Annotated in this window: 9 protein-coding genes and 1 tRNA gene; 8 read left to right on the forward strand and 2 right to left on the reverse strand. The window is 68.4% G+C overall.

The window, feature by feature from the left end; translation table 11 throughout:
• The first annotated feature begins 14 nt into the window (after nucleotides 1-14).
• The 3 genes from BpN12_RS18815 to BpN12_RS18825 all read left to right on the forward strand — a co-directional run bounded on the left by BpN12_RS18815 (nucleotide 15) and on the right by BpN12_RS18825 (nucleotide 3,035).
• Nucleotides 15-956 carry a carbohydrate ABC transporter permease gene (locus tag BpN12_RS18815; RefSeq protein ID WP_246797012.1) on the forward strand — a complete coding sequence of 314 codons (942 nt, stop codon included), beginning with the start codon at nucleotides 15-17 and terminating at the stop codon, nucleotides 954-956.
• Nucleotides 946-1,803, forward strand: coding sequence for a carbohydrate ABC transporter permease (locus tag BpN12_RS18820; RefSeq protein WP_198249986.1), 858 nt, complete (start codon nucleotides 946-948; stop codon nucleotides 1,801-1,803). The genes BpN12_RS18815 and BpN12_RS18820 overlap by 11 nt, the downstream gene beginning before the upstream one ends.
• Nucleotides 1,804-1,916: 113 nt before the next feature.
• A complete protein-coding gene (locus BpN12_RS18825; RefSeq protein WP_246797013.1) occupies nucleotides 1,917-3,035 on the forward strand; it encodes an ABC transporter ATP-binding protein in 1,119 nt (372 codons plus the stop codon).
• A 410-nt stretch (nucleotides 3,036-3,445) separates the two neighbouring features.
• On the opposite strand, the gene BpN12_RS18830 is transcribed toward BpN12_RS18825, so the two are convergent.
• Nucleotides 3,446-4,243, reverse strand: a complete 798-nt coding sequence (locus BpN12_RS18830) for a Smr/MutS family protein (RefSeq protein ID WP_246797014.1) — start codon at nucleotides 4,241-4,243, stop codon at nucleotides 3,446-3,448.
• A gap of 183 nt (nucleotides 4,244-4,426) precedes the next feature.
• Nucleotides 4,427-5,386: a thioredoxin-disulfide reductase gene (trxB, locus tag BpN12_RS18835; RefSeq protein WP_042624100.1), complete on the reverse strand. Its 960-nt coding sequence runs from the start codon at nucleotides 5,384-5,386 to the stop codon at nucleotides 4,427-4,429.
• Nucleotides 5,387-5,686: 300 nt separating this feature from the next.
• Between trxB and BpN12_RS18840 the strand changes: the two genes are divergently transcribed.
• The 5 genes from BpN12_RS18840 (at nucleotide 5,687) to BpN12_RS18860 (ending at nucleotide 12,046) form a co-directional block, all read left to right on the forward strand.
• The gene (locus BpN12_RS18840) at nucleotides 5,687-7,999 is read left to right on the forward strand and encodes a DNA translocase FtsK (protein ID WP_246797015.1); all 2,313 of its coding nucleotides are present in this window, start codon (nucleotides 5,687-5,689) and stop codon (nucleotides 7,997-7,999) included.
• A 64-nt stretch (nucleotides 8,000-8,063) separates the two neighbouring features.
• A complete protein-coding gene (lolA, locus tag BpN12_RS18845) occupies nucleotides 8,064-8,765 on the forward strand; it encodes an outer membrane lipoprotein chaperone LolA (RefSeq protein WP_246797016.1) in 702 nt (233 codons plus the stop codon).
• Between the two features lie 239 nt (nucleotides 8,766-9,004).
• Nucleotides 9,005-10,312 carry a replication-associated recombination protein A gene (locus BpN12_RS18850; RefSeq protein ID WP_246797017.1) on the forward strand — a complete coding sequence of 436 codons (1,308 nt, stop codon included), beginning with the start codon at nucleotides 9,005-9,007 and terminating at the stop codon, nucleotides 10,310-10,312.
• 180 nt (nucleotides 10,313-10,492) lie between these two features.
• Nucleotides 10,493-11,794 carry a serine--tRNA ligase gene (gene serS / locus BpN12_RS18855; protein WP_246797018.1) on the forward strand — a complete coding sequence of 434 codons (1,302 nt, stop codon included), beginning with the start codon at nucleotides 10,493-10,495 and terminating at the stop codon, nucleotides 11,792-11,794.
• A gap of 161 nt (nucleotides 11,795-11,955) precedes the next feature.
• Nucleotides 11,956-12,046 (forward strand) — tRNA-Ser (locus BpN12_RS18860).
• Nucleotides 12,047-12,116: the final 70 nt, after the last annotated feature.

Below are 12,116 nucleotides of genomic sequence, written 5' to 3' on the forward strand. Positions count from 1 at the left end.
AGGAGTCGAATCAAGTGGCTGCCCCTCTCAGCGGAAACGAACCCGGTCGCGCCGACGTCGGCCGCCATGCGTCGCCGCTCTCCGCATTGGCCGATCGCTGGATCCCGAAGCTGGTGCTCGCTCCCAGCATCGCGATCGCCGTCGTGTTCATCTACGGCTTCATCATCATCACCGGCTACCTGTCGCTGACCAAGTCGCGACTGCTGCCCAACTACACGTTCGACGGCTTCGGCCGCTATTCGGACCTGTTCGAGAACGACGTCTGGTGGACTTCCGCCGCGAATCTCGGCTGGTTCGGCATTCCGTTCATCGTGATCTGCGTGGTGCTCGGCCTGTTCCTCGCGATCCTGCTCGACCAGAAGATCCGCAACGAGGGCGCGCTGCGCGCGGTGTTCCTGTATCCGATGGCGCTCTCGTTCATCGTCACCGGCACCGCCTGGCAGTGGATCCTGAACCCCGGTCTCGGCCTCGAGAAGGTGCTGCAGGACTGGGGCTGGACCAGCTTCTCGTTCGGCTGGCTCGACGATCCGGACAAGGCGATCTTCTGCGTCGTGATCGCGGCGGTCTGGCAGTCGACCGGCTTCGTGATGGCGCTGTTCCTGGCCGGCCTGCGCGGCGTGGACGGCGAGATCTTCAAGGCGGCCCAGGTGGACGGCGCGACGCTGCCCACCATCTACCGCAAGATCGTGATCCCGAGCATGCGCCCGGTGTTCTTCTCGGTGCTGCTGATCCTCTGCCACCTCACGATCAAGACCTTCGACCTGGTCGTGGCGCTGACGGCGGGCGGCCCCGGCACCTCGTCGTCGCTGCCGGCCATGTTCATGTATACCTATTCGTTCAATCGCGGGCAGCTCGGCGTGGGCGCGGCCTCGTCGGTGATGATGCTCGCGACCGTGGTCGCGGTGCTCGTGCCGCTGATGTATATGGAATCGAGGAGCACCCGCAATGCAGCCTAAGATGACGATCAGCCGCGGCGTCATTTACGCGGTGCTGATCCTGTTCGCCCTGTACTTCCTGCTGCCGCTGTACGTGATGCTGTCCACGTCCTTCAAGGACCTCGATCAGCTGCGCACCGGCAACCTGCTCACGCCGCCGACCCACTGGACCATCGACCCGTGGCTCAAGGCCTGGGGCACGGCCTGCACCGGCGTGCGCTGCGACGGCATGAAGCCGTTCTTCTTCAATTCGCTGAAGATGGTGATCCCGGCCGTGCTGATCTCGTCGCTGATCGGCGCGTTCAACGGCTACGTGCTCACGCACTGGCGCTTTCGCGGCGCCGACGCGCTGTTCACGGTGCTGCTGGTGGGCTGCTTCATCCCGTTCCAGGTGATCCTGCTGCCGATGGCGCGCGTCGAGGGCTACTTCGGCCTCGCCAACACCACGGCCGGGCTGGTGCTGGTCCACGTGGTGTACGGCATTGCGTTCACCACCATGTTCTTCCGCAACTTCTACGTGAGCGTGCCGGCCGAGCTGGTGAAGGCCGCGCGCATCGACGGCGCGGGCTTCTTCACGATCTTCACGAAGATCCTGCTGCCGGTGTCGCTGCCGATCTTCATGGTCTGCCTGATCTGGCAGTTCACGCAGATCTGGAACGACTTCCTGTTCGGCATCGTGTTCTCCGGCGTCGATTCGATGCCGATCACGGTCGCGCTGAACAACCTCGTGAACACGTCGACGGGCGTGAAGGAATACAACGTCGACATGGCCGGCGCGATCATCGCCGCGCTGCCGACGCTGCTCGTCTACGTGATCGCCGGCCGCTACTTCGTGCGCGGGCTGACCGCGGGCGCGGTGAAGGGCTGACGGACGCGGCTTTTCCTGAACGATTTCCGAACGAACCGGCCGCGCGGGCACTCCGCGCGGCGCGCAGAACAGACGCGGCGCGCGGCGCCGCACCGAGACAGAGGATTCACAGCATGGCAAGCCTTTCCATCCGTGACGTGTACAAGACCTATCCGAACGGGGTGCCGGTCCTGAAGGGCGTCGACATCGATATCGAGGACGGCCAGTTCCTGATCCTGGTCGGCGGCTCGGGCTGCGGGAAGTCGACGCTGCTCAACATGATCGCGGGCCTGGAGACCGTCACGAAGGGCGAGATCCGGATCGGCGGCAAGGTCGTCAACGACCTGTCGCCGAAGGATCGCGACATCGCGATGGTGTTCCAGTCCTATGCGCTCTATCCGTCGATGACGGTCAAGGAGAACATCTCGTTCGGGCTGAACATCCGCAAGGTGCCGAAGCAGGAGCAGAAGCAGATCGTCGACCGCGTGGCCGCGATGCTGCAGATCGAGCACCTGCTCGACCGCAAGCCGGGCCAGCTCTCGGGCGGCCAGCGCCAGCGCGTGGCGATGGGCCGGGCGCTCGCGCGCGACCCGTCGCTGTTCCTGTTCGACGAGCCGCTGTCGAACCTCGACGCGAAGCTGCGCATCGAGATGCGCGCGGAAATCAAGCTGCTGCACCAGCGCCTCGGCACCACCATCGTCTACGTGACGCACGACCAGATCGAGGCGATGACGCTCGGCGACCGCATCGCGGTGATGAAGGACGGCGTGGTGCAGCAGTTCGGCGCGCCGCAGGACATCTACGATTCGCCGTCGAACCTGTTCGTGGCCGGCTTCATCGGCGCGCCGCCGATGAACTTCATCCACGGCAAGGTGGTGGAGCAGGGCGGCGGCGTGGGCCTGGAGATCGACACGGGCGCCACGCGCGGCGTGCTGAACCTGCCGTTCGAGCGCGCCAAGATGAACGGCCACCTCGGCCGCGAGGTGATCCTCGGCCTGCGTCCGGAGCGCATCACCGACGCGCGCAACGCGCACGACGGCCAGGCCTCGGCGCTGCAGCCGCTCGACGTGATCGTCGACGTGACCGAGCCGACCGGCCCGGACACGCACGTGTTCGCGCAGGTCAACGGCAAGCGCATCGTGAGCCGCGTCCACCCGGCCGCGAACCCGCAGCCGCAGCAGCAGCTGAAGCTGCTGTTCGACGTGTCGAAGGCGGTGGCGTTCGATCCGGCCACGGAAGCGCGGATCGCGTGACGCGGTGAGCGGGGGCGGCGTGCCTGGGCGCGCCGCCGCCCGGGATGCCGGCGTGACGACGGGCTGCCTGCGGGCGGCCCGTTGGCTTTTGGGGCGCGGCGGTGAAGAGCGGACGGCGGAAGGTGGGGCGCGGAGGCCGTGTTCCAGTGTTCCGAATGGTCGATCGGATGCCGTCGGGCAGACGCTACTCGGGAGGGCCGTCGCCGGTTGACCGCAGTGCAAGCGGTACCCCGTGGCCGCCGGTTGGCTGTCGCTTCGGGGCTCGATGTCCGCGCCACCGGCCGTGTCGATGCCGTGACCGGGAGCCGGCTATCATGCCGGCCAGCCGTCGGCCACGCGCGGCAACGCGGCCGGCCTGAACGCTGCCGGCACCCGGCGAGCCATCCGCGCCCGCCCGCCGTCGAAAACCGTCAGAGCGCCTCGCGCGGCGTACCGCGTTCGCCCGTGCCGATGGCGCCGAGCGCCGAGGCCGGCTGCAGCAGCACCAGCACCGCGCCGGCGCCGCCGTCGTGGCCGCGCGCCTCGCAGAACGCGATCACTTCCTCCTTCTGTACCAGCCACGCGCGCACCTTGCCTTTCAGCACCGGCTCCTTGCCGATCGAGCCGAGCCCCTTGCCGTGGATCACGCGCAGGCAGCGCAGCCCCTTCTTGCCGGCCTCGCGAATGAACGCGGCGAGCGCCTCGCGCGCCTCGTCGCGGCGCATGCCGTGCAGGTCGAGCTGGGACTGGACGATCCAGGCGCCGCTGCGCAGCTTCCGGACCACGTCGCGGCTGATGCCGGGGCGGTGGTAATAGAGGCTTTCGTCGGAGTCGAGCAGCGTTTCCGGATCGAATTCGTCGGACAGGGTCTCGGACAGCACCGCCTCTTCGTCGCGGCGCGTCTGCTTCGGCAGCGGCTGGGGCGGCTCGCGTCGCGCCGGGGCGCGGGGCGGGGCGGCGAGCGGCGTGATCGCGCCGATCTCGTCGCGGAACAGGTTCGCGTTGGCCTCGGCCTCGCGCATATCGCGCTGGGCCTGCGCGAGCGCGCGCGCCTGCCGCTCGGCCTGACCCTTGAGCGCATCGCGTAGCGAGCCGAGGCCGGCCAGGCCCTGGCTCTTCAGCGCGGCGGCGGTGGCGGCCGGGGCCGGCACGATCGGCTCGGCGGGCTTGACGGGGGCGGCGGCACGGCGCTTGGCCGGGTCGCTCGGGTGGGGCTGGTTCTTCGCCATGATGGTCGACGGATCGAAGGGCGGCCGGCCGGGGCCGGGCGCGCGCCAATGAAAAAGGCCGCTGCGCACGGCAGCGGCCTTCGGGCGAGCGCGGTGACGTCGGCGGACAGGGCGGACGTCGCCTCACTGCGGGCGGTGCGGTGCGCGGCGACCTCATTGTAGCGTCGCCGCGCGCCGCGCCGCTCAGTTCGCGTCGTGCAGGCTCTCGAGGTAGCGCTGCGCGTCGAGCGCGGCCATGCAGCCGGTGCCGGCGCTGGTGATGGCCTGGCGGTAGATGTGGTCCTGCACGTCGCCGGCCGCGAACACGCCCGGAATGCTGGTGGCCGTGGCGTTGCCGGCCAGGCCGCTCTTGGTGACGATGTAGCCGTCCTTCATTTCCAGCTGGCCCTGGAAGATGTCGGTGTTCGGCTTGTGGCCGATCGCCACGAACACGCCCTGCAGCGCGAGCTGCTCGGTCTCGCCGGTGCCGGTGTGCTTGATCTTCACGCCCGTGACACCCGAATCGTCGCCCGTCACCTCGTCGAGCACGTGGTTCCACTTGATCTCGACCTTGCCTTCCTTTTCCTTGTCCAGCAGGCGGTCGATCAGGATCGGCTCGGCGCGGAACTTGTCGCGGCGGTGGATCACGGTGACCTTCTTCGCGATGCCGGTCAGGTACAGCGCTTCCTCGACAGCCGTGTTGCCGCCGCCGATCACGGCCACTTCCTGGTTGCGGTAGAAGAAGCCGTCGCAGGTCGCGCAGGCCGACACGCCCTTGCCCATGAACGCTTCTTCCGAGGCGAGGCCGAGGTACTGCGCCGAGGCGCCGGTCGAGATGATCAGCGCGTCGCAGGTGTATTCGCCGGAGTCGCCGATCAGGCGGATCGGCTTCTCGTCGAGCTTCGCGGTGTGGATGTGGTCGAACACGATTTCCGTGTTGAAACGCTCCGCGTGCTCGAGAAAACGCTGCATCAGTTCCGGGCCCTGCACGCCGTTCGGGTCCGCGGGCCAGTTTTCGACGTCGGTCGTGGTCATCAGCTGGCCGCCCTGCGCGATGCCGGTGATGAGCAGCGGCGACAGATTGGCGCGCGCCGCATAGACGGCGGCCGTGTAGCCGGCGGGGCCGGAGCCGAGAATCAGAACTTTCGCGTGTTTCGTGGACATGTGCAGGATCCGTAAAAAGCGGCCGGACGGGCGGGATGGCGCGGCGTGCGGCGAGGGGGCAAAGCGGGGCGGCGGCGCGAAACAGCGGCGGCGCACCGGAACGATGCCGTAGATGGGTACCAGACGCGCATTATAAAGGGGCGTTTGCTGCGCCGCCGAACCGACGTTTCAATGGCGCCGATAGCATGCGTCGATCGGCTGGTTACCGTCATTTACACTTGCCGTGTCACGCCAGCGTTTACAATAATCGCGATCGAACGATCGGCAGCCCCGGCGTGGGCGCCACTTCTACACGGATTCATGGCAAAAGCTCCCTATACGGCTCAGGCGCAGGCGCTGCCGCATCGCATGTCGCGGCTGTTCGTCGAGATTCGCTGGATTCTGCAGGTCGCGGTGTTCGCGTTCCTGCTGATGGCGCTCGTGAGCTACAGCCGCCGCGACCCGAGCTGGACGCACGCGGCGCAGGTCGACCACATCGCCAACTGGGCCGGCCGCGTCGGCGCCTGGACGGCCGACATCCTGCTGCTGCTGTTCGGCATCTCCGCCTACTGGCTGGTCGCGCTGCTGGCGCGCCGGATCGCCGCCAACTACCGCCGCATCACGCGCCACGAGGCGGCGTCCGACGACGAGCCGGCCCGCCCGGTCGGCTGGCTCGCCGAGGGCCTCGCGTTCGTGCTGGTGCTGCTCGCGAGCGACGGCATCGAGGCGCTGCGCATGTGGTCGCTGAAGGTGCCGCTGCCGCGCGCGCCGGGCGGCGTGATCGGCGAGACGGTGGCGCGCGGCATCTCGCACGCGCTCGGCTTCACGGGCGGCACGCTGGCGCTGCTGATCGCGCTCGCGATCGGCCTGTCGCTGTACTTCCGGTTCTCGTGGCTGTCGGTCTGCGAGCGCGTCGGCGACGCCATCATCAACGCCTTCACGCTCGCCAAGCTGCGCCGCGAGGCCGAGCGCGACCGCCGGCTCGGCGAGGCCGCCGCGGTGCGCCGCGAGGGCAAGGTGGAGGAAGAGCGGGTGCGCATCGAGGAGCACGAGCCCGTCACGATCGTGCCGCCGGTGGTCACGCCGGCCAAGTCCGAGCGCGTCGAGCGCGAGCGCCAGGTGCCCCTCTTCACCGACCTGCCCGGCGATTCGACGCTGCCGGCCGTCTCGCTGCTCGATCCGGCGCCGCAGGCGCAGGAGTCGATCTCGGCCGACACGCTCGAATTCACCTCGCGGCTGATCGAGAAGAAGCTGAAGGATTTCGGCGTCGAGGTGGGGGTGGTCGCCGCCTATCCCGGCCCCGTCGTCACGCGCTACGAGATCGAGCCCGCCACCGGCGTGAAGGGCAGCCAGATCGTCAACCTCGCGAAGGATCTCGCGCGCTCGCTGTCGCTCGTCTCGATCCGCGTGGTCGAGACGATCCCCGGCAAGAACTACATGGCGCTCGAGCTGCCGAACCAGCGCCGCCAGACCGTGCGGCTGTCCGAGATCCTCGGCTCCGAGGTGTACGGCTCGGCCTCGTCGGCGCTGACCATGGGGCTCGGCAAGGACATCGGCGGCAAGCCGGTATGCGCCGATCTCGCCAAGATGCCCCACCTGCTGGTGGCCGGCACCACCGGCTCGGGCAAGTCGGTGGGGATCAACGCGATGATCCTGTCGCTGCTCTACAAGAGCACGGCCGAACAGGTGCGGATGATCCTGATCGATCCGAAGATGCTCGAAATGAGCGTCTACGAAGGCATTCCGCACCTGCTCTGCCCGGTCGTGACCGACATGCGCCAGGCCGGCAACGCGCTGAACTGGACCGTGGCCGAGATGGAGCGCCGCTACAAGCTGATGAGCAAGCTCGGCGTGCGCAACCTGAGCGGCTACAACAACAAGATCGACGAGGCGACGCGGCGCGAGGAGAAGCTCCCGAACCCGTTCAGCCTGACGCCCGAGGATCCGGAGCCGCTCGGCCGCCTGCCGAACATCGTGGTGGTGATCGACGAGCTGGCCGACCTGATGATGGTGGTCGGCAAGAAGGTCGAGGAACTGATCGCGCGGATCGCGCAGAAGGCGCGCGCGGCCGGCATCCACCTGATCCTCGCCACCCAGCGCCCGTCGGTGGACGTGATCACCGGCCTGATCAAGGCCAACGTGCCGACCCGCATGGCGTTCCAGGTGTCGTCGAAGATCGATTCGCGCACGATCCTCGACCAGATGGGCGCCGAATCGCTGCTCGGCATGGGCGACATGCTCTACCTGCCGCCCGGCAGCGGCCTGCCGGTGCGCGTCCACGGCGCGTTCGTGTCCGACGAGGAAGTCCACCGCGTGGTCGAGAAGCTCAAGGAGCACGGCGAGCCGAACTACATCGAGGGTCTGCTCGAGGGCGGCACCGCCGACGGCGAGGAGGGTGCGCCCGGCGCGGGAACCGGCGAGGCCGGCGGCGAGTCCGATCCGCTATACGACCAGGCCGTCGAGATCGTCGTCAAGCATCGCCGCGCCTCGATCTCGCTCGTGCAGCGCCACCTGCGCATCGGCTACAACCGCGCCGCCCGCCTGCTCGAACAGATGGAGCAGTCGGGGCTCGTCTCGGCGATGTCGTCGAGCGGCAACCGCGAAATCCTCGTGCCGGCCCGCGACGCGGAGTGATCCGGTCCGCCCGGCACCACCCCGCGCCGGCCGCCCGGCCCGCCAATCAGGAGAAACCCACCAGATGCAAGCATTCCCGTTCGCCGCTTCCTCGTCCGCCCGCCGCGCGGTGCGCCATTTCCTCGCCGCGCTGGCCGGCACCGCGCTGCTCGGCGTCGCCACGCACGCGTTCGCGGGCGGCACCGACGAGCTGAAGGCGTTCGTCGCGCAGGTGAAGTCGGCCCGCGGCGGCTTCACGCAGCAGATCGTCAAGGCGCCCTCGAAGGCCGCCAGCGGCGCGATCGCGACCACCACCGCGAAGCCCACCGACAATTCGAGCGGCAGCTTCGTGTTCTCGCGTCCGGGCAAGTTCGTCTGGTCCTACGAGAAGCCGTATCAGCAACTGCTGCAGGCCGACGGCGACTCGCTCTACGTCTACGACAAGGACCTGAACCAGGTGACCGAGCGCAAGCTGGCCGGCGCGCTCGGCGCGAGCCCGGCCGCGATCCTGTTCGGCAGCAACGACATCGAGAAGAACTACACGCTGCGCGACGCGGGCGAGAAGGGCGGCATCGACTGGGTCGAGATGCTGCCGAAGGCGCGCGACACGCAGTTCCAGCGCATCGGCATCGGCTTCAAGGGCGGCGTGCTGGCCGCGATGGAGCTGCACGACGTGTTCGGCAACGTCACGCTGCTGACCTTCACCAACATCCAGACCAATCCGTCGCTGCCGGCCGACCAGTTCCACTTCGCGGTGCCGAAGGGCGCCGACGTGATCAAGGGCTGAGTCACGCCCGTCCGGCGCCGGTCGCGCGGGCCTGCCAGCGATGGCAGGCCCGTTTCGTTTGGCGGCGGCCGTCGCGGCATGGGACGAGGCGGCCGGAACGCCGCCGCGCGCCGCCCGCGCGATGTCGCGCTCGGACGCGCACCCGTCCATCCGGCCAGCGGTGCGCCGCGCGCGCGGCTGTCATAATGTCCGGCCGCGCGGCGATGGACGTCGCGCCGCACAACGTAGGAGTCGAGGTCATGGCCGACCTGTTTGAAGTCGAACCGCGCCGCCCGCTCGCGGAGGCGCTGCGCCCGAAGACGCTCGCCGAGGTGATCGGCCAGACGCACCTTCTCGGCGACGGCAAGCCGCTGCGGCTCGCGTTCGAGTCGGGCAAGCCGCATTCGATGATCCTCTGGGGGCCGCCCGGCGTCGGCAAGACCACGCTCGCGCGGCTCACCGCCCACGCGTTCGACTGCGAGTTCATCGCGATCTCGGCGGTGCTGGGCGGCGTGAAGGACATCCGCGAATCGATGGAGCAGGCGCGCGACACGCTGAATCGCAGCGGCCGCCACACGATCCTGTTCGTCGACGAGATCCACCGCTTCAACAAGAGCCAGCAGGACGCGCTGCTGCCGTTCGTCGAGTCGGGCCTCGTCACGTTCATCGGCGCGACCACCGAGAACCCGAGCTTCGAGGTCAACTCGGCGCTGCTCTCGCGCGCCCAGGTGTACGTGCTGAAGTCGCTCAGCGACGACGAGCTGCGCCAGCTGCTCGCGCGCGCGCAGCAGATCGCGCTCGACGGGCTCGAGTTCGAGCCGCTCGCCGTCGATACGCTGATCGGCTATGCCGACGGCGACGCGCGGCGCTTCCTGAACCTGCTCGAACAGGCGCAGACGGCCGCGCTGTCGGCGCGCACCAACCGCATCGACGCCGATTTCGTCGCCAACGCGATGACGCTGAACGCGCGCCGCTTCGACAAGGGCGGCGACAACTTCTACGACCAGATCTCGGCGCTGCACAAGTCGGTGCGCGGCTCGAACCCGGACGCGGCGCTGTACTGGTTCTGCCGCATGCTCGACGGCGGCGCCGATCCGAAGTACCTGTCGCGCCGCATCGTGCGGATGGCCTGGGAGGACATCGGGCTCGCCGATCCGCGCGCGATGCAGATGGCCAACGACGCGGCCGCGACCTTCGAGCGGCTCGGCTCGCCCGAGGGCGAGCTGGCGCTCGGCCAGGCGGTGATCTACCTGGCCTGCGCGGCCAAGAGCAACGCCGGCTACAACGCGTTCAACGCGGCCATGGCGTTCGTGCGGCAGGACAAGTCGCGCGAGGTGCCGGTGCATCTGCGCAACGCGCCGACCAAGCTGATGAAGGAACTCGGCTACGGCCACGAGTACCGCTACGCGCACGACGAGCCCAACGCCTACGCGGCCGGCGAGACCTATTTCCCCGACGACATGCGCGAGCCGCGCTGGTACCTGCCGGTGCCGCGCGGGCTCGAAACCAAGATCGCCGAGAAGCTCGCCTGGCTGCGCGAGCTCGACCGCGAGGCGGGCAAGGAGTGAGCGCGGCCGGCGCACCCGCGCGCCGGCGCCGCCCGTCCGGCGCGACGGCCTCGAGCCGAGCGTGAAACGAATGTGACCGGCCGGTGCGAAATCGTTGCGCACTTCACACCGCGCGGCAGCCGGCGCCGCCGCGCGGTGCGTTAGAATTCGCGTTTCACACAACGATTCTCCGGTCCTCCCATGCTCGACATCCAGTTGCTGCGCAAAGACCTCGACGGCGTCGCCAGGCGCCTCGCCGATCGCGGCTACACCCTCGACGTCGCCGCGTTCTCCTCGCTCGAGGCCGACCGCCGCGCGATCCAGACCCGCACCGAGGAGCTGCAGGCACGCCGCAACAGCCTGTCCAAGCAGATCGGCGCGATGAAGGGGCGGGGCGAGGACACCTCGGCCGTGATGGCCGAAGTGGGCGGGATCGGCGACGAGATGAAGGCGTCGGCCGCGAAGCTCGACGAGATCCAGGAGGCGGTGTCGGACCTGATGCTCGGCATGCCGAACCTCGCGCACGAGAGCGTGCCGGTGGGCGCCGACGAGGCCGGCAACGTCGAAGTGCGCCGCTGGGGCACGCCGCGCGCATTCGATTTCGAGGTGCGCGATCACGTCGACGTCGGCACCCCGCTCGGCCTTGATTTCGAGACCGGCGCGAAGCTGTCCGGCGCGCGCTTCACGATGCTGCGCGGCCCGATCGCGCGCCTGCACCGCGCGCTCGCGCAGTTCATGATCGACACGCACACGCAGCAGCACGGCTACACCGAAACCTACACGCCGTACATCGTGAACCCGGACATCCTGCGCGGCACCGGCCAGCTGCCGAAGTTCGCCGACGACATGTTCCGCGTCGAGAAGGGCGGCGGCGAGAACACCGTCACGCAGTACCTGATCTCGACCTCCGAGATCACGCTGACCAACAGCGTGCGCGAGTCGATCCTCGACGCGGCCGAGCTGCCGGTCAAGCTGACCGCGCATTCGCCGTGCTTCCGCTCCGAGGCCGGCGCCTACGGGCGCGACACGCGCGGCATGATCCGCCAGCACCAGTTCGACAAGGTCGAGATGGTGCAGGTGACGGCGCCCGACGCGTCGTATGCGGCGCTCGAGGAAATGGTCGGCCACGCGGAGGCGATCCTGCAGAAGCTCGAACTGCCGTACCGGCTGATCACGCTTTGCACCGGCGACATGGGGTTCTCGGCCGCGAAGACCTACGACCTCGAAGTATGGCTGCCCGCGCAGGACACCTATCGCGAGATCTCCAGCTGCTCGAACACCGAGTCGTTCCAGGCGCGCCGCATGCAGGCGCGCTTCCGCAACGCGCAGGGCAAGCCCGAACTCGTGCATACGCTGAACGGTTCAGGACTCGCGGTGGGCCGCACGCTGGTGGCCGTGCTCGAGAACTACCAGAACGCCGACGGCTCGGTGACGGTGCCGGTCGCGCTGCGTCCGTACCTGGGTGGACTCGAGACGATCGCGGCGCCGAACGCGGCGGCCTGAGCTTGCCCGGATCGCGCCCGAAATGTCGGCCACGGCGCTTCGATCGCGATGCTCGCGCCGCATAAATTTTTTGCGGAAAGGGCTTGGAAGTTTGAAAAGAGTTGTTCTATAATCTTTGCTTCGCCGGGACACGACCTAACGAACGGCGAAGCAGCAAAGAAGGAAAGGTGGCAGAGAGGTCGAATGCGCCGGACTCGAAATCCGGTGTACGGTTATACCGTACCGTGGGTTCGAATCCCACCCTTTCCGCCAGATACATGAAGAACCCCTCGAATCTGAAAAGAGTCGAGGGGTTTTTCTTTTGCCGGTCTTTTTCCGGCAT

The sequence above is a fragment of the Burkholderia perseverans genome (genome assembly GCF_022870505.1).
Lineage (GTDB): Bacteria > Pseudomonadota > Gammaproteobacteria > Burkholderiales > Burkholderiaceae > Burkholderia > Burkholderia plantarii.